At 70.1% G+C, this 16,613-nt stretch carries 17 protein-coding genes; 11 read left to right on the top strand and 6 right to left on the bottom strand.

The window, feature by feature from the left end; translation table 11 throughout:
* The first annotated feature begins 45 nt into the window (after positions 1-45).
* From EHF32_RS02685 to EHF32_RS02675, 3 genes are read left to right on the top strand one after another with little or no spacing between them, the layout of a single operon-like run.
* On the top strand, positions 46-1,527 hold the full coding sequence (locus EHF32_RS02685; protein ID WP_137416689.1) for an SDR family oxidoreductase: 1,482 nt from the start codon (positions 46-48) through the stop codon (positions 1,525-1,527).
* A complete protein-coding gene (locus EHF32_RS02680; protein WP_137416688.1) occupies positions 1,521-1,745 on the top strand; it encodes a putative acetyltransferase in 225 nt (74 codons plus the stop codon). The genes EHF32_RS02685 and EHF32_RS02680 overlap by 7 nt, the downstream gene beginning before the upstream one ends.
* Positions 1,742-2,611, top strand: coding sequence for an alpha/beta fold hydrolase (locus EHF32_RS02675; protein WP_137416687.1), 870 nt, complete (start codon positions 1,742-1,744; stop codon positions 2,609-2,611). Before EHF32_RS02680 ends, EHF32_RS02675 begins: the two co-directional genes overlap by 4 nt.
* Positions 2,612-2,653: 42 nt before the next feature.
* Here EHF32_RS02675 and EHF32_RS02670 read toward each other — a convergent pair whose 3' ends face one another.
* From EHF32_RS02670 to EHF32_RS02655, 5 genes are all read right to left on the bottom strand, one after another.
* Entirely contained in the window at positions 2,654-3,634 is a 981-nt protein-coding gene (locus EHF32_RS02670; RefSeq protein WP_238343827.1) for a phosphotransferase family protein, read from the bottom strand.
* A gap of 95 nt (positions 3,635-3,729) precedes the next feature.
* Positions 3,730-5,346, bottom strand: coding sequence for a sensor histidine kinase (locus tag EHF32_RS02665; RefSeq protein ID WP_137416685.1), 1,617 nt, complete (start codon positions 5,344-5,346; stop codon positions 3,730-3,732).
* Between the two features lie 145 nt (positions 5,347-5,491).
* Entirely contained in the window at positions 5,492-6,613 is a 1,122-nt protein-coding gene (locus EHF32_RS02660) for a VanZ family protein (protein ID WP_161594056.1), read from the bottom strand.
* 49 nt (positions 6,614-6,662) lie between these two features.
* Positions 6,663-7,178 (bottom strand): hypothetical protein, encoded by a 516-nt coding sequence (locus EHF32_RS15710; protein WP_161594055.1) that lies wholly within the window; start codon positions 7,176-7,178, stop codon positions 6,663-6,665.
* On the bottom strand, positions 7,168-7,830 hold the full coding sequence (locus EHF32_RS02655; RefSeq protein WP_161594054.1) for a TetR/AcrR family transcriptional regulator: 663 nt from the start codon (positions 7,828-7,830) through the stop codon (positions 7,168-7,170). The genes EHF32_RS15710 and EHF32_RS02655 overlap by 11 nt, the downstream gene beginning before the upstream one ends.
* Positions 7,831-7,912: 82 nt before the next feature.
* Between EHF32_RS02655 and EHF32_RS02650 the strand changes: the two genes are divergently transcribed.
* The 5 genes from EHF32_RS02650 to EHF32_RS02630 all read left to right on the top strand — a co-directional run bounded on the left by EHF32_RS02650 (position 7,913) and on the right by EHF32_RS02630 (position 11,961).
* Positions 7,913-8,836: an ATP-binding cassette domain-containing protein gene (locus tag EHF32_RS02650; protein ID WP_137416682.1), complete on the top strand. Its 924-nt coding sequence runs from the start codon at positions 7,913-7,915 to the stop codon at positions 8,834-8,836.
* A gap of 1 nt (position 8,837) precedes the next feature.
* Positions 8,838-9,590: an ABC transporter permease gene (locus EHF32_RS02645; RefSeq protein ID WP_137416681.1), complete on the top strand. Its 753-nt coding sequence runs from the start codon at positions 8,838-8,840 to the stop codon at positions 9,588-9,590.
* A 72-nt stretch (positions 9,591-9,662) separates the two neighbouring features.
* Positions 9,663-10,205 carry a hypothetical protein gene (locus EHF32_RS02640; protein ID WP_192900682.1) on the top strand — a complete coding sequence of 181 codons (543 nt, stop codon included), beginning with the start codon at positions 9,663-9,665 and terminating at the stop codon, positions 10,203-10,205.
* Positions 10,202-11,311 (top strand): sensor histidine kinase, encoded by a 1,110-nt coding sequence (locus EHF32_RS02635; RefSeq protein WP_137416680.1) that lies wholly within the window; start codon positions 10,202-10,204, stop codon positions 11,309-11,311. The genes EHF32_RS02640 and EHF32_RS02635 overlap by 4 nt, the downstream gene beginning before the upstream one ends.
* The gene (locus EHF32_RS02630; protein ID WP_137416679.1) at positions 11,308-11,961 is read left to right on the top strand and encodes a response regulator transcription factor; all 654 of its coding nucleotides are present in this window, start codon (positions 11,308-11,310) and stop codon (positions 11,959-11,961) included. The genes EHF32_RS02635 and EHF32_RS02630 overlap by 4 nt, the downstream gene beginning before the upstream one ends.
* Positions 11,962-12,079: 118 nt before the next feature.
* Here EHF32_RS02630 and EHF32_RS02625 read toward each other — a convergent pair whose 3' ends face one another.
* Entirely contained in the window at positions 12,080-12,748 is a 669-nt protein-coding gene (locus EHF32_RS02625; RefSeq protein WP_137416678.1) for a FadR/GntR family transcriptional regulator, read from the bottom strand.
* 163 nt (positions 12,749-12,911) lie between these two features.
* Between EHF32_RS02625 and EHF32_RS02620 the strand changes: the two genes are divergently transcribed.
* From EHF32_RS02620 to EHF32_RS02610, 3 genes are read left to right on the top strand one after another with little or no spacing between them, the layout of a single operon-like run.
* Entirely contained in the window at positions 12,912-14,789 is a 1,878-nt protein-coding gene (locus EHF32_RS02620) for a 2-isopropylmalate synthase (protein WP_202876833.1), read from the top strand.
* Positions 14,773-15,951: a sensor histidine kinase gene (locus tag EHF32_RS02615; RefSeq protein ID WP_137416677.1), complete on the top strand. Its 1,179-nt coding sequence runs from the start codon at positions 14,773-14,775 to the stop codon at positions 15,949-15,951. Before EHF32_RS02620 ends, EHF32_RS02615 begins: the two co-directional genes overlap by 17 nt.
* The gene (locus tag EHF32_RS02610; RefSeq protein ID WP_137416676.1) at positions 15,948-16,610 is read left to right on the top strand and encodes a response regulator; all 663 of its coding nucleotides are present in this window, start codon (positions 15,948-15,950) and stop codon (positions 16,608-16,610) included. Before EHF32_RS02615 ends, EHF32_RS02610 begins: the two co-directional genes overlap by 4 nt.
* Positions 16,611-16,613: the final 3 nt, after the last annotated feature.

Raw genomic sequence — 16,613 nt, 5'->3', positions numbered from 1 at the left:
TGGCACGCTAACAGCCCCGCACAGGCGCGCGACGTAGAATCTCGTGTGCCCGACGCGACTTCTGCCCACACCGATCCGCAGCCCAGCGGCATCGATCCCGACGATCTCGCCACCACGCTGCGTGTGCTGGAGGAGCTCGCGCAGGTGGACCAGACCCACCCCGACTACGTCACGGTCCGGCGTGCGACGGCGGCGATGTTCAAAGCCACCAAGAAGGTGCGCCGCCGCGAGATCCGCGATGCGATCGCCGCCGCGGACCGCGCGGTGGTGCACGCGACGGCGACGGGCGCGCCCGATCGCATCGACGACGAGACGCGCGGCATCCCGATCAGCACGTCGACCACGACCCCGACCGCCGGGACCCTCCTCAAGGCCCGCGGTTGCTACATCTGCAAGAAGCCGTACACGGTCGTCGACGCGTTCTATCACCAGCTCTGCCCCGAATGCGCCGCGATGAGCCATGCGAAGCGCGACGCGCGCACCGACCTCACCGGCAAGCGGGCGCTGCTGACCGGCGGCCGGGCGAAGATCGGGATGTACATCGCGCTGCGACTGCTGCGCGACGGCGCGCACACCACGATCACCACGCGCTTCCCCCGTGACGCGGTGCGCCGCTTCAGCAGCCTTCCGGATGCGGCGGACTGGATCGACCGCCTGAAGATCGTGGGCATCGATCTGCGCGACCCCGCCCAGGTGATCGGACTCGCCGAGGATGTGGCGGCGGCGGGGACGCTGGACATCCTCATCAACAACGCGACCCAGACCGTGCGACGCTCCCCCGGCGCCTACCAGCCGCTCGTCGATGCGGAGCTGGCGCCGCTGCCCGACGGGCCGCTTCCCGAACTGGTCACCTTCGGGCACACGAACGACCAGCATCCGCAGGCTCTCGAACGCTCGGTGAGCGCGCACCCGATCCTCGCGGCCGCCGCCGCCCGCGCCGAGGAGCTGACGGAACAGGCCATGGCGGCCGGCTCCAGCTCGCTCGAGCGCCTGGCAGCGGGCACGGCGATCGACGCGGGCGGGCTCATCCCCGACCTCGACCACGTCAACTCCTGGACGCAGCGGGTGGAGGACGTCGATCCGCTCGAGATGCTCGAGGTGCAGCTGGCCAACACGACAGCGCCGTTCCTGCTCATCTCGAAGCTTCGCCCCTCGCTGGCGGCCAGCAGCGCCCGTCGCACGTACATCGTGAACGTCAGCGCCATGGAGGGCGTGTTCAACCGCGGCTACAAAGGCCCCGGGCATCCGCACACGAACATGGCCAAGGCCGCCGTCAACATGCTGACCCGCACGAGCGCGCGCGAGATGTTCGAGAGCGACCGCATCCTCATGACGAGCGTCGACACCGGGTGGATCACGGACGAGCGGCCGCATCCCACGAAGGTCCGCCTCGCCGAGGAAGGGTTCCACGCCCCGCTGGATCTCGTCGACGGAGCGGCGCGCGTGTACGACCCGATCGTGCGCGGCGAGGCCGGCGAAGACCTCTTCGGCGTGTTCCTCAAGGACTACGCCCCCGGCGCATGGTGAGACTCCCCGAGCCCGGCTCGCGCGTCGTCGTGCGCTATCTGCTCCCGACCGGGCAGGCCACGGATGCGCTCGGCGAGCTGCTCAGCGCCGACGAGGAGACGGTGGTTGTCGACGGCAAACGCGGCGTTGAGCACATCCGCCGCGTCGACATCGTCGCCGCGAAGCCGGTGCCGCCGGCACCGGCCCCGCGCATCCGCCGTCCCGCGTCCGGCGCATGAGCGGCGGACATCCGCTCGGAGCGCCGGACACGCTCCGTCTGCCCGACGGCCGCTCACTCATCCTCCGACGCGCGGGCTCGGGCCGATCGACCGTGGTCTTCGAATCCGGGATGGGTTTCTCGAGCGCCGCGTGGGGCCGCGTGCTTCCCGCCGTCTCGCGCGTCGCGAGGACGATCTGCTACGACCGGGCAGGGATCGGCGCAAGCGATGCGGATGCGGCTCCGCGCACGCTCGAGCGACTCGCCGACGATCTTGAGACCCTGCTGACGACCGTGTCGACGCCACTCATCCTGGTCGGGCACAGCTGGGGAGGTCCGATCGTGCGCACGCTCGCCGCGCGGCGTGTCCTCGACGTGCGCGCTCTCGTGCTCGTCGATCAGACCGACGAGCACATCGCCTCCTACTTCGCCCCCGAGCTGGCCGAACGGATGACATCGCGTCCGCCCCGCTTCTCCTCCCTGAGGGCACGCGCCGGCATCGCGCTCCTGCGGCGCCACGCCCTCCGCGGGCAGCCGGCGGCGGTGAGGGCGGAGCTGCGTCGCGACCTCGCCACCCTGGACCGGACGATGCCTCCCGAACTCGCCCAGTTCCTACCGTCCCTGCGCGCCCTGCGCGATGACGCCGCTCACGGCGGTGCGCTCGCCGGGATGGGCGCGACGGTGATCACGGGCACGCGTGCCGGTCTGCGCGAACGAGCGCAGCGGCGGGAGATCAACCGGGCGCACGCCACGACGGCGCAGCTACTCGGCGGCCGTCTCGTGCCGGCGCCACGCTCGGGACACAATGTGCCCTTCGACCAGCCGGATCTCGTGGCCGCCGAGGTCTTCCGGGCGCTCGATCGGGCCGGGCTGACGCAGGAGGGATGAGGGCGAGCCGCCCTTCCGCGATCCGCGCGGAGCATCAGCCGCTCACAGGGCGCCGACCGGCTCCGCCGCCTCCAGCTGCTCCAGTGCGTCGCCGAGCAGGCCGGCGACCGAAGCCCGGTATTCGGGAATCCCGTCGCCCTCGAACCCACGGATGTCGATCTCCGTGGCGAGGATCAGCGTGTAGTACAGCCGGTACAGGGCGAGCCGGAGCGGCCCTGTCGGGGAGGCGAGCTCATCGGCGAGCACTCCCCCGGCCTCGACGTTGCCCGCGGTGATCTGCTCCTCGGCGCCTTCCTCGGCCATCTGATTCGCCCCGACCAGATCGAAAAGCGGATCGCCCCAGACCGTCCGTTCGGCGTCGATCAGGCCGACGATGCGCAGATCGTCGTCGAGGAAGATGTTCGCCGGCCACAGATCGTTGTGCACGACGACCGGAGCGGTGACCGCGTCGAGGACGTGACCGTGGCGCGCGAGCACATCCCGCACCCGGCGCGCCGGAAGCGTGGTGCCGGACTCCGCCGCATCCTGGAGGATGCCGTCGAACATGGCTGTGACCGCCGAGCGCCAGTCATCGCGCCGCATGCCCGTCTCCGGCGCCGGGTAGCCGAACGCGGGCGCGGGGACGCGGTGCAGCTCGGCCATCAGAGCCCCCAGGGCATGGCGCGCGCGAGCGGTGGCTGCCGCGTCGAGGTCGAGATCGTTCCACACACGCCCCGGGAGGTGACGGGTCACGACGATGTCGGCGTCGACGATCGATCGGGTGAAGTCGGTCGACAGGACCTCCGGCACGGGAGCTCGCCCCGCGAGCATCCCGTAGACGAGCGCCTCGGATGCGGCGATCCCGTACTCGTAACGGCAGAGCCTGCGCACATCGGTCGGGGACGCCTTCACGATGACGCGGGCGCCGTCGGTCAGCGCCACCGCCGTCGTGGTGGCGAACATCCCGCCGGTCAGCGGTGTGGTGTGCGCGATCTCGCCGAGGGGTGCGAGAAGGGCGGCGAGCTGGGCGGGCGTGAGCGACATCGGTGTCACGGACGGCGGACCTTTCGGAAGGAGTGAGCGGCATCGGCGAGACGCACGGCCCTCTCACGCTAGCGTCCGCGACGGTGCCGTGCCGGTCAGAGGGCCGGGATGCGGATCGTGACTTCCGTTCCGCCGGCGGCGCTTGGTGCGAGCGAGGCCACCCCCGCGTGCGCGGTCACGATGTTGTGCACGACGGACAGCCCCAGCCCGAATCCCTGCACGGCGTCTCGATGCGCCATCGGTGCGCGGTAGAAGCGGTCGAACGCCCGGTGTTGTTCGACCTCGCTCATACCGGGGCCCTCGTCGCTGACGCGGATCCGGATCTCGTCGTCGACGCGATCGCACCGCGCGAGCACTTCGGTGCCCTCGACGGCGAACTTCACGGCGTTGCCGAGCAGTTCCGACACGGCCTGGCGGATGCGGCCCGCATCCGCCAGGGCGACTGCGGCATCGGCGACCTCGGCACGGATCGTGAGGTCGCGCTTCGCCGCGGCGGGGCGCGCGTCGCGCACGCATTCACCGACGAGACCGGCGACATCGGTCGGCTTGAGCTGCAGCTCCATGCGGATGTCGGCTGCGGTCAGCAGCTCCGACACGCGCGTCATGATCCGATCGACGCTGCGCATGATGGTGTCGATCCGCTCCTGGGCACCGGGGTCGGTCTCCGCGACCCGCTCGCTCAGCAGGTCCAGATGACCGATCAGCGGCGTCATCGGCGTGCGCAACTCGTGCGACACGGTGTGCAGGAAGTCATGCCGCATCTGCTCGGAGTGCAGCACCTCGGTGACGTCTTCCGCGACGACGAGCGTGCCGAGCGCAGAGCCGTCCGGGCGCGCGATCTTCGACGACGAGCGGATGTAGGCGCGCTGATGCCCCGGGGGTCCGACCCAGGCGAGCGTCGGTGCGAGTTCGGTGCCGTCGACCACGGCCTGCAGCATCCGATCCCGGCGTCGCAGCGGGGTCGTGCGATCGGCAGCGAAGACGCCGCCGGAATTGATCGGCTCAGCCGGGCTTGCGAGCTCGTACCCCTCGTGGCAGGCGACTTCGTGAGCGCGAGGGTTGGCGAGCAGCAGCGCCCCTTCGGGGTCGTAGACGGCGATGGCGGTCGGCACAGTCCCGATCACGGCATCGACGAGCATCTTGCCATCGGTGACACGCGAGAGGGCCTGCTCCCGTGCCCGGTGCGCGGCCGAGAGCCGGGCGGCGTGGCGGCGCAGGGCCCGGGCACCGAGGGCGGCGACGACGATGACGAGGACCAGCGCCACCAGCGTTCCGTAGTCGAAGAACACATCCGCGAGGGTCGTCGGCCATACCCCGGTGATCACGCACGGGACGACCACGAAGAGCACCATCAACAAGACCGATATCGTCGGCCAGGGACGGGGAAGCAACGCCATGCCCAACAACGGCACGGCCACCACGAAGACGGTGAGCGAGGTCTGCGGCAGGAGTTCCTGCCGCAGACCAACGAACACGCCGACGTTGACAATCAGCGTCGCGGCGACAACCGAGGTGCGCGGCTTCCGGCGCGCCAGCACCGCCGCGAGCCAACCCGCCGCGAGCAGGAGCGCGACCAGGATCCAGAGCGCGACCGGTAGCGTCCGCGCGAACTGGACGTCGTACACGATGAGACACGAGACGAGGCCCGCAAGCACCAGCCCCTGCAGCCACAGCAAGGACTTGGCCACGAGATCGACGATGAAGTCGGTCATGGGGTTCTGCGCTCCTCGGGTGGGCCGATGACGAGATGCCCTGTCACGACGGGAGAGGCGCCCCTCCGGGATGCCCGAAACACCAGGGACTCGTCAAAGGTAGCCGCCGGGACCGCTCTCACGACAGCGCCCGAGAACCCCGGGGTCAGGCTCTCGCATCGCGCAGCTCGGCGCCGGCGACAATCGACGACAGACCGCGGCGTCCCCGGCTGAAGGGCACCGACGCCACGTCGATGAGCACGATGACGCCGCTGACGATGCCGATGAGACCGACCACGGTCTGCAGAGCTCCTGCATCCGCGTGCGGCAGCTGATCGAGAACGGTGGCGATCGTGTAGGGCAGCGCCACGACCGATGCGCGGTGCAGTCGCCGCCACCGGCCGGAGCGATCCGGCGGCCACGACGGCGTCAACCACACGAGCCGCTGTCCGATGGAGGCTCCCCTGCCCAGGACCGCGGGCAGTACGACGACGAGCGCGACGGTTCCCACGCCGACGAAGACCACACTCGCGATCGCGGCCGCATCCGAGGGCGCACGCCCGCCGGTGAACGCCAGCTGAGGAACGATGAGCGTCAGCGAGAGCAGTCCGCTCACCACGTTGACGGCGACGGCGTCGAGAACCATCCCGAACCACCGTCGCCACACGGTGACGGGTCGCGGCAGAGAACGGTCTCGGCGCAACGTGCCGGAGCTCGGCATCCAGGACAGCAGGAATGGGGCCAGGGCTACGCCGATCGCGGCACCGGCGGTGTTCGTGATCAGGTCGTCGACGTCGGCGACGCGATACGCGCAGTCGTACAGTCCCCAGATTCCGGTCAACTGGGTGGTCTCGATCAGCAGCGACAGCGCGGCGCCGAGCATGATCGACACGACGGGTCCGCGGTTCCAGTAGCGACGCGCGATGATGCCGAACGGAACGAAGAGCGCGACGTTCAACGCGACCTGGAGCGTGGCACGACTCGTCAGGGCGGAGACGAACGACAGCCCCTGCGTCTCTCGCAGGATGTCGCCCACGGAGTGCCCGGGGATGAGCTCGATACCGGCGCCGCTCACCCCGCAGTTCGCCGCGACGTCAGGCAGCGGCAGAAGCGTGTAGGCGACGAGTGCCACCGCGTAGACGCTGGTCGCCGCGGCACCCAGGAGCCTCGGGAACGAGAGCCGGCCGTAACGACGGATCTGAATCAGCAGCATCGGCCCGAGGACGGCGAAGAAGATCAGCGAGCCTCCGATGAGGCCGAACCACGCCTGCCACGTCCACCCGGTCATCCAATCCATCCTAGGAGCCACGCCGGCTGCCTCCAGGCGTGCGTCGCACTCAGCCGTGCGAGAGCAGCTCCAGAGCGATGACCCCGATCGCGAGCACCGCCTCCCCGGCGAGGATCGCGATGCGCTGCATCCGGGGGACGGCGAGCCGTCGCACCGCGAGCAGGCCGATCGCGACGAGCGTCGCTGTCGTGATGAGCATCGCGGCCAGCAGACCCGTCGAGGCCTCGTAGAGCCCGAGCGCCGCGAGCCCGATGCACGCGAGAGACGGAAGCGCGACGGTCGCCGCACCCAGAGTGCTCGCCACCATGTGCCGGTGTTCGGATCGCCCCGGCACCCGCGAATGCACCACCATGTGGCTGAGCAGATCGGCGACATAGACCGCGCAGACGGTCGCGGCGACGGTGATCGCGAGCGTACCGAGCGCGAGAGCCGCATCCGGATGCTCATCATGGGCACGCAGCGCGATGATCACCGCGAGGGCGGTGAAGGCCACGTAGATCCGTTCCTTGAGGGATGCGGCGCGCCTGACGCGGATCTGAGCGTCATCCTCTCGGTCATCGGTCATGTCCGCCCCCGCTGGGCGCATAGGCGCGCAGGAAGGCGTGCGCGCCGTCGATCATGATCCGGTCCACGCGGTCGAGCTGAGCACGTCGTCGTCCGGGCTCGTTCAGAACCCGGAGGGTCGTCAGCGCATGGAAGTGATCGGCGGCGAGTTCGGGATCCGGGGCCTCGAGGAGGCCGGCTCGCGACAGCAGGTCGAGGCGTTCGGCGAGCGCCCGGTTGTGCGCGGTCTCCAGCGGGTGATCGTCGAGCTCCGGAAGCAGCGCCTCGTTCTCGGTGATGAGCCGCACGGCGGCGGCGTAGTCGGAGGCGGCGAGCTGTGAGCGGCCGAGGTCGAGGGCGAAGGAGACGAGCGCGCGCTCGGTCGCGGCGCGGTCGGCGTCGGTGAGCACCGGTGGAAGATGACGCTCGATCAGCCGGCGGAGCGTGATCAGAGCCGCCTCCCCGGCCTGTTCCACGACGCCCAGGAGGAGTCGCCGTTTGTCGCCGTAATAGTCGTACACGGTGCGCTTGGACACGCCCGCCCGCGCCGCCACCGCATCCATGCTGGTGCGCTCGACGCCGTCCCGCACGAAGAGTTCGCGGGCGGCGGTCAGGATCGCGGAGCGTTTGTGCGCCTGCCCCTCCCGGACCGGCTTGACCTGCACGTCGGGCATCGGCATCCCCTTCCTGTGACGACGCCGTCAACTCTACACCGGTCGGTGTAGCAACTACACCACACGGTGTAGTGTGCGATTCATGGCCATCAGCTCTCCTCTCTCGCTCCAGGCATACGCCCTCACCAAGCGCCACGGCGCGATCACCGCCGTCGACGGCCTGTCGTTCGAGGTAAGGCCGGGCGTCGTGACCGGCTTCCTCGGCCCGAACGGCGCCGGCAAGTCCACCACCCTGCGCATGTTCCTCGGGCTGGATCGTCCGTCCTCCGGGGCAGCGACCATCGGCGGTCTCCGCGCGGCCGAGCTGCCGCACCCCGCGCGTGTGGTGGGCGCGATGCTCGATGCGCGCTCCGTCCACCCGCGGCGTTCCGCCCGCGAACACCTCTGGGCGGCGGCCCGCGCCGCCGGCATTCCTCGATCGCGCGTCGACGAGACCCTCGAGATGGTCGGACTCGCCGACGCCGGCGGCCGACCCGCCGGAGAGTTCTCGTTGGGCATGAAGCAGCGCCTGGGAATCGCGACGGCCCTGATCGGAGATCCGGGGATTGTGATCTTCGACGAACCGCTCAATGGACTCGACCCCGAGGGCATCCGCTGGGCGCGCGCACTCATGCGCCGACTCGCCGCCGAGGGGCGCACGGTGCTCTTCTCGAGCCACCTCATGGGCGAGATGGAAGTGACAGCCGACCATCTGATCGTCATCCATCGCGGGACGCTCATCGCCGACGAGCCGCTGACGTCGTTCATCGACTCCCGGACGACGGCCTGGGTGCGTGTGCGCACACCGGACGCCGCGGGTCTCACCCGGGCCCTCAGGAGCGCGCGCCTGTCGACGGCTCCGGATCCGGCGCATCCCGACGCGCTCCGCGTGCGCGACGCCTCGCCCGATCAGGTCGGCCACCTCGCCGCCACCGCAGGCGTAGAGGTGTCCGAACTGACTCTCGTACGCGACTCCCTCGAGGACGCCTTCCTGCGCATGACCACCCTCGACCGGAAGGCGGCCTGAGATGAACCTGTTCGCATCGGAGTGGATCAAGACGCGGAGCGTGCGAAGCACCTGGCTCCTCGCCGCGGCCACGATCGTCGTCACCGCACTCGTGAGCCTGCTGGGCATCAGCGGATTGAGCGCCGACTGGCAGAGAGAGCTGCCCGCAGACTTCGACCCTGTCGGCGTCAGCTTCAAGGGGATCCTCGTCGGGCAGCTGCTCATGGCGATGCTCGGGGCGCAAGCCGTCACCAGCGAGTACGCGTCGGGGCAAATCACCAGCACCCTCGCCATCGCGCCACGGCGCACCCGACTGTTCACCGCGAAGGCTCTCGTGACGGCCTCCATCACCGCGGTCGTGGCCGTCACCACAGTGGCGGCGAGCTTCACCGCGGGTCAGGCGGCGCTCGCCGCGACCGGCCTGCCGACAGCGAGCACGAACGACGGCGACACCGTGCGCGCCCTCGCGTGCGCCATCGTCTATCTCGTCCTGTCGGCCGTGCTCGGACTGGCGTTCGGCACTCTCACCCGCAGCTCCTCGGGCGCGCTGGCGATCGTCGTGTCCGTCGCACTCTTGGTACCCGCGCTCGCACCGGGTCTTCCGGGAATCGTGGGTCGGTTCGCTGGAACCTTGTGGCCGACGACCGCGGGGCAGGCGTCGTACACGGTGGCCGGCTCCGGCATCCCGCCACTTCTCGGCCTGGCGGTGATGGCCGTGTTCACCGTCTGGATGACGGCGGCGGCCGTGACGACGCTTCGCGTGCGCGACGCCTGACGCACACGATCTCCACCCGGCTTCCACCCGTGGGTGGTCGTCCAGCGCCGCGCGTGCGACGACGCTGGCGTCATGACCCTCTCCACCATCCTGAACGCCCTGCTCCTTCTCGCCCTCATCGTCTGGTTGGGGTACCGCCAGTCAACGTGGCGCCCCATCCGCTCCGGCCGGATGTGGCGGATGCCGATCCTGCTCGGCATCGCCGGGGCCGTCGTCCTCGCCCAGACCGTCGATCGCATCACGACCCTCGACGTCATCGCGTTGACGGTCGAGGCGGCGATCTCTCTCGGCGTCGGCGCGGCCATGGGGCGCATCGCCCGCATCCGCCCCATCGTCGCGCAACCCTCCGTCCGAACGGAGGGCGCATCGCTCGAGTCCCGAACCGGATGGTGGGGCATGGCGCTGTGGCTGATCGTGATCGTCAGCCGGGTCGGGATCGATCTCGCCGCGGCGGCGAACGGCGCGTTCGTCGCCTCCTCCACGGGGGCCATCCTGCTCCTGCTCGCCGCCAACCGGGCGATGCGGGTGCTGGTGCTCGAGTCTCGGACGCGACGACTCGTCGGCGGCGGCTCGGATACTGCGGCACCGACCGCGCGGTCCATGATGGGGTCATGAACACGGGGCGCGGGTCGGCGAGGGCGGCGCTGCATCTGGTCGGGGCGGCCCTGGTGACGTTCTGGCTGTTCGCCGCTCCGCGTCCGGTCGACGTGTGGACGTGGATCGGGGTGCTCGCGGTGCTCGCCTGGCTGGGCGGGGCGCTGCTGCGCGGCACCGAGCGAGCAGCCGCAGCACTCGCGGGCGTCGCGCTTGCGGCCGCATCCGTCGCCGTCATCCCCACCGGAGGGATCACCTTCACCCCCGTCGTGGTCGCCGTGCTCCTGCTGTGGGCCGATGACGCCGTGCCTGCGTGGGCCGCGATCGCGGGCTCCATCGCAGCGCCGGCGTTGATGGCGGTCGGCTCGATCGGGCAGGCACCCGGCGTGCCCACCCTGCTGGCCTTCGGCGGCGGCATCGTCATCGCCTCGCTGGCCGGTGCGAGCCGGCGCCAGACGCGCCGCCTCCTCCGGCAGGAGGCGACATTACGACAGCAGCAGCAGGAGGCCGCGGAGCAGGCCGCTCGGGCAGCCCTCGCCCGCGATCTGCACGACGTCCTCGCGCACACGCTCGGCGGACTCGTCCTGCAGCTCGACGCGACCGAGGCGCTCATCGAGCGCGGGGAAACGGATGCCGCGCTCGTACGCTCGCGGAGCGCCCGACGGCTGGCGGGCGAGGGTCTGGACGAGGCGAGGCGGGCGGTCGCGGCGTTGCGCAGCGGTGCCGAACGCGATGGACACGAGCGACCCGGCGAGGTCATGGATGCCGTCGAAGAACTGCTTCGCACGCATCGCTCGCTCGGCGGATCCGCGACCTTCGAGACGGACGGAACACCGTGGGAGACGTCCGACGCTCAGGCGGCGGCCCTGGTGCGGGCCGCGCAGGAAGCCCTCAGCAACGCGCGGCGCCATGCTCCCGGGCATCCGGTCGATGTCCGCATCCGATGGAGCACCGATCGCGTGCTGCTGGCGGTCGCCAATGACGTGGCCACCGCGAGCGGGGCTTCCCCGGGCGGGTTCGGCTTGCGCGGGATGCGTGAGCGCGTCGACGCGCTCCCTCGAGGCGGTCGGGTCGACATCGGCCAGGACGGATCGCGCTTCCAGGTGCGGATGGAGGTGCGCCGGTGAATCCTCAGCCCATCAGAGTGCTCGTCGCCGATGACCAGGCGATCGTGAGGGACGGTCTCGTGACGATCCTCGGCCTGCTCGACGATGTGTCGGTCGTCGGCGAGGCGAGCGACGGCGTCGAGGCGATCACCCTCGCCCTGTCCGAGCGCCCCGATGTCGTGCTCATGGACCTGCGGATGCCGGGGCTCAGCGGCGCGGACGCTACGGCGCGGTTGACGCGGGATGCACCGGAGATCGCCGTGCTCGTGCTGACGACATACGCCGACGACGACTCGATCGCCGACGCGCTGCGCGCAGGCGCCCGCGGGTATCTCACGAAGGATGCAGGGCGCGCGGAGCTCGAGGCGGCGATCCACTCCGTCGCTCGCGGTCAGTCGGTCTTCGCCTCCGACGTGGGGGCCCGCCTCGTGCGAGCCGCCACCGGGGCACCACCGCCCGCGGTGCGTCTGACCGACCGTTTCCCGGCACTGACGGCCCGGGAGAGTGACGTCCTCGCGCTCGTGGCCCGAGGCAGGAACAATCACGAGATCGCCTCGGAGCTGTTCGTCTCGGTCGCCACCGTGAAGTCCCACATCAACACGATCTTCGCCAAACTCGGCGTCCGCGACCGCGCGGCAGCGGTCGCTCTGGTGCTCTCCGGGGATGGCTGAGTACTCGCCGTGGCCGAACGGATCGGGCGCAATCGGGCCGCCTCCCCCTCTGCCACCGAGCGTCCGAACATCTTGGACGACTGACCGCGTTATGCCGCCGTCGCCCTGACGAGCTGCCTCAGGACAGGGCCGCCTTGAGTGCGTCGAGATGCGAGCGGCTCGCGCCCACTGCCGCATCCGGCTTGCGCTCGGCGATCGCCTCGACGACGGCAGCGTGCGCGTCGTGATCATCCCGCTCCGAGGCCGTCGGCCGGATGCGGAGCATCTCGATCATTGAGCGGCGGACACGAGGCACGAAGCCGTCGAACAACTCGACCAGGACGTCGTTGTGCGATGCCACGACGATCGCCCGATGGAGGGCCATGTCGGCATCCACATGCTCCTCGACACTCTGCCCGGGCACGGTGCGGGCGTCGAGCGCGCGCCGGATGATGCGCAGATCGGCGGGCGTGCGCCGCTGCGCCGCCAGCATGGCCCCCTCGACCTCGATCGCCGTGCGCGCCTCGATCACCGTCACGATGTCGGCGCGGCGCAAGACGTCACCCCACTCGTCGGGGACATCGAGCGCCGTCACATAGACGCCCGACCCGTGCCGAGAGTCAAGGACGCCGCCGCCCGCGAGTCGTCGGATTGCCTCGCGCACAGTGGAACGCCCCACACCCAGTTGCGCCGCGAGCGTGGTCTCGCCGGGCAGCTTGGCTCCGAGGGCCCACTCCCCCGCACGCACGCGCGCCAGAAGCAGATCCGCAGCCTGGTCGGCCAGCGGCGTCCGCACGACCTGAGTCATCCCAACTCCTCAACTTGTCTGAGGACTATGGTAGCGTGCTCGACATGTCCATCCTCGGATTCCTTCTTCTTCGCCGCCACGGCGGGGCGTAGCCAGACCGGCTCCCCGTCGTGGAGCCGAACGTGCGCCGGTCTGCATCACCCAGACCCGAGGACATCCGATCATGACCATCCCCACACCCGCCTGGAATCGGCAGCGCCCCTCCGGCATGCCGTCGCACCGCTACGGCGACGCCTACGCGCGCGTCGAGGTGCCTCTCACCGACGCGGAGCGCCGCTGGCCGAACCGCCGCATCACCGCTGCCCCGCTGTGGGTCCCCGTCGACCTGCGCGACGGGAATCAGGCCCTCGCCGAGCCGATGGACCCCGCCCGAAAGCGCCGGTTCTTCGAGCTCATGGTGCGCATGGGGTACACGGAGATCGAAGTCGGCTACCCGTCCGCATCCCAGACGGACTACGACTTCGTGCGCCTCATCGCCGACTCCGACCTCGCGCCGGACGACGTCACGATCGTCGTGTTCACGCCTGCGCGACGCGAGCTGATCGAGCGGACCGTGGAGTCGATCCGCGGCATCCGCAACGAGGTCGTCATCCACATGTACACCGCGACGGCGCCGGTCTGGCGCACGACCGTGCTCGACAAGGGCCGTGCCGAGCTGCGCGAGCTGATCCTTGCCGGCGGCAGGGACCTGTGGGAGCTCGCGGGCCACCTGCCGAACGTCCGCTTCGAGTTCTCCCCCGAGGTGTTCAACCTGACGGAGCCCGACTACGTCATCGAGGTGTGCGACGCGATCACCGAGCTGTGGCAGGCGAGCCCGGAGCGCCCCGTCATCCTGAACCTGCCCGCCACCGTCGAGATCGCCACCCCCAATGTCTACGCCGACCAGATCGAGTACATGCACACGCACCTCGCCCGCCGCGACGGGGTGATCCTCTCGGTGCACCCGCACAACGACCGCGGGACCGGCGTCGCCTGCGCCGAGCTGGCGGTCCTGGCCGGCGCGCAGCGCGTCGAAGGGTGCATCTTCGGCAACGGCGAGCGCACGGGCAACGTGGACATCGCGACCCTCGCCCTGAACCTGCACGCGCAAGGCGTCGATCCCATGATCGACTTCTCCGACATCGACGAGATCCGCCGCACGGTCGAGTACTGCAACCGCATCGACGTGCATCCGCGCCATCCGTATGTCGGCGACTTCGTGCACACCGCGTTCAGCGGCACGCACCAGGACGCGATCAAGAAGGGCTTCGCGGAGCACCGGGCCCGCGCGGCGGCCGAGGGGCGCGACGAGCGCGACATCGCATGGCGGGTGCCGTACCTGCCCATCGATCCCGCGGACATCGGACGCACCTACGACGCGGTCATCCGCGTCAACTCGCAGTCCGGCAAGGGCGGCATCGCCTACCTGCTGGAGACCGAGTACGGCGTCGTGCTCCCCCGTCGCCTTCAGATCGACTTCTCGCGTCACGTGCAGCAGCACACCGACGCCACGGGCGAGGAGGTGACGGCGGAGGCCCTCTGGGCGCTGTTCAGCGATGTCTATCTGCACGACCCGCAGCACTCGAGCATCGGGCTCGAGGCGGTACACATCGACGAGGGGAACGCCACCACCGAGGTCATCGTGCGCGTCGACGACCAGGTGCAGCGTTCCACGCACGCAGGCCTCGGACCGGTCGAGGCGGCCGTGCGCGCGCTGGCCGGCTGCGGGATCGACCTCGCGATCCTCTCTCTCCACCAGAGCTCGCTCACCACGGGCGCGGATGCCGAAGCGGTCACGCTCATCGAGTACCGAGACGCGGACGGTCCGGCGTGGGTCGCGGGCCGCGACCGCTCCACGCTCGCGGCCACCCTGCAGGCGGTGGCCCGCGCCGCGGACCGGGTGTCGGCTCGTCGGTGGCCGCTCCGGGACAACACGCCGAGCACTGCTCGGCACGCCGCGGGTGTGATCGTGCCTCGATCAGCCCCGACGTCTTCTACCACGAACGGGGGATGCCCCGAGAAGGGCCGAGCGTCAGACTGGCCACATGGTGCACGTCGTTGAACCGCCCCTCCCGCGTCTGATCCCACCCCCGCCCCCGTGGGTCAGAGACCTCGTCGCGGCGGCACTCATCACGGCGATCGCACTCGCTCCATTCCCCGGCGGCGAGTTCCGCGCGTCGACGCCGCTGACCTGGGTGCTCGTCCTGCTCCCCGCGGTACTCCTTCCCGCACGACGCCGGTGGCCACTGCCCACGCTCGCGGCCAGCACGCTGATCTACTGCACGCTGCTGTTTCTGGGGGTGGTCTCCGCAGGCGCGGCGCTGGGCGTCGGAATCGCGATGTTCGGCGCCGCGAACCGCACGTCACGTCGTACCACGTTCATCGCCGTGCTCGCGGCCGAACTCGTCGTCATCGGCACGAGCATCATCGCCTCTCTCGGCTCGACATTCGACCCTCGCACCGTCCAGGTCGCCCTGGTGATCGCCTTCGCCGGAGCGGTGGGCGATGCGACGAAGTTCCGCCGCGAGTACCTGCAGGCGATGACGGAACGGGCGATTCGGGCGGAGGAGACGAGGGAGGTGGAGGCGCGCCGACGGGTGAGCGAGGAACGCCTGCGGATCGCGCGCGACCTCCACGACGCCGTCGCCCACCAGATCTCGGTGATCAGCCTCAACGCCGGTGTTGCCTCGGCGAGCCTCGAAACGCGCCCGGACAAGACACGTGAGGCGCTGGCGACGATCCGGACGGCGTCTCGGACGGTGCTCAGCGAGATCGGCGGGCTGCTCGCGATGCTCCGCGCGGACGATGAGGATCAGCCGGCACTCGCCCCGCAGCCCGATCTCTCGGACCTTGATCGCCTGGTCGCATCGTTCGTCGAGAACGGCCTCGAGGCCGGGGTGCGTCGCGACAGTGTCCCTGTCGCTGTTCCCTCAGCCGTCTCCCGCGTCGCCTATCGTGTGGTGCAGGAAGGTCTCACGAACGCATTGAAACACGGGTCACAGCGTCGCGCGCACGTGCTCATCGAGGGCGGCGCCGAAGAACTCCGCGTGGTCGTGACGAATCCCGCGATCTCTCCCGATGACACGAATCAGCGCGCAGGATTCGGTCTGATCGGCCTCCACGAGCGCGTCGCCTCCGCGCGCGGCACCCTCACCTCCGGGTGGACACCGGGTGGTTTCCGTCTCGCCGCCGAACTCCCCCTGCCCGACGGATCTGCGTCGTGACGAGGGTCCTCATCGTGGACGATCAGGCCCTGATCCGCGCCGCGGTTCGGGATCTCCTGGATGCGGATCCCGGAATCGAGGTGGTCGGAGAGGCGGCCGACGGATACGAAGCAGTCGCACTGGCGGGCGAGCGACGCCCGGATGTGGTGCTCATGGACATCCGGATGCCCGGGATGGATGGGATCGCAGCCACAGCGGCGATCTGCGCGGATTCGTCGATGACGCTCACGCGCGTGCTGATTCTTACCACGTTCGAAGAGGACGAGTACCTCGTCAATGCACTGCGCGCGGGAGCGAGCGGATTCATCGGCAAGGGAGCCGAGCCGGAGGAGATCGTCCGTGCGGTCAAAGCCGTCCATGCCGGAGAGGCCCTCCTCTCGCCGACGGCGACACGCAGCCTCATCACGCGCTACGTCCTGCCGCGCGAACCGAACACGGTCGTCTCCGGCGATCTCGCGAACCTGACCGGCCGCGAGCTCGAGGTTCTCGTGCTCATCGCGCGCGGACGATCCAACGACGAGATCGCGGCGGATCTGTTCATCTCCCCGCACACCGCCAAGACCCATGCGAAACGCATCATGACCAAGCTGCATGCGCACGATCGCGCGCAGTTGGTCATCTGGGCGTACGAGAGCGGACTGCTCGTTCCCGGTAACTGAGTC

This window comes from Microbacterium sp. RG1, from assembly GCF_005347485.1.
Classification (GTDB): domain Bacteria; phylum Actinomycetota; class Actinomycetes; order Actinomycetales; family Microbacteriaceae; genus Microbacterium; species Microbacterium binotii_A.
The sequence above is the reverse complement of the archived record's forward strand: the minus strand, read 5'-3'. Positions and strand labels throughout refer to the sequence as shown.

What these genes read in the sequence shown, in the direction of transcription:
- EHF32_RS02620 (WP_202876833.1), top strand. Translation starts at nt 12,912, where the DNA reads ATGACCATCCCCACACCCGCCTGGAATCGGCAGCGCCCCTCCGGCATG.
- EHF32_RS02625 (WP_137416678.1), bottom strand. Translation starts at nt 12,748, where the DNA reads ATGACTCAGGTCGTGCGGACGCCGCTGGCCGACCAGGCTGCGGATCTG.
- EHF32_RS02670 (WP_238343827.1), bottom strand. Translation starts at nt 3,634, where the DNA reads ATGTCGCTCACGCCCGCCCAGCTCGCCGCCCTTCTCGCACCCCTCGGC.
- EHF32_RS02665 (WP_137416685.1), bottom strand. Translation starts at nt 5,346, where the DNA reads ATGACCGACTTCATCGTCGATCTCGTGGCCAAGTCCTTGCTGTGGCTG.
- EHF32_RS02645 (WP_137416681.1), top strand. Translation starts at nt 8,838, where the DNA reads ATGAACCTGTTCGCATCGGAGTGGATCAAGACGCGGAGCGTGCGAAGC.
- EHF32_RS02640 (WP_192900682.1), top strand. Translation starts at nt 9,663, where the DNA reads ATGACCCTCTCCACCATCCTGAACGCCCTGCTCCTTCTCGCCCTCATC.
- EHF32_RS15710 (WP_161594055.1), bottom strand. Translation starts at nt 7,178, where the DNA reads ATGACCGATGACCGAGAGGATGACGCTCAGATCCGCGTCAGGCGCGCC.
- EHF32_RS02660 (WP_161594056.1), bottom strand. Translation starts at nt 6,613, where the DNA reads ATGACCGGGTGGACGTGGCAGGCGTGGTTCGGCCTCATCGGAGGCTCG.
- EHF32_RS02655 (WP_161594054.1), bottom strand. Translation starts at nt 7,830, where the DNA reads ATGCCCGACGTGCAGGTCAAGCCGGTCCGGGAGGGGCAGGCGCACAAA.
- EHF32_RS02635 (WP_137416680.1), top strand. Translation starts at nt 10,202, where the DNA reads ATGAACACGGGGCGCGGGTCGGCGAGGGCGGCGCTGCATCTGGTCGGG.
- EHF32_RS02675 (WP_137416687.1), top strand. Translation starts at nt 1,742, where the DNA reads ATGAGCGGCGGACATCCGCTCGGAGCGCCGGACACGCTCCGTCTGCCC.
- EHF32_RS02680 (WP_137416688.1), top strand. Translation starts at nt 1,521, where the DNA reads ATGGTGAGACTCCCCGAGCCCGGCTCGCGCGTCGTCGTGCGCTATCTG.
- EHF32_RS02615 (WP_137416677.1), top strand. Translation starts at nt 14,773, where the DNA reads ATGGTGCACGTCGTTGAACCGCCCCTCCCGCGTCTGATCCCACCCCCG.
- EHF32_RS02650 (WP_137416682.1), top strand. Translation starts at nt 7,913, where the DNA reads ATGGCCATCAGCTCTCCTCTCTCGCTCCAGGCATACGCCCTCACCAAG.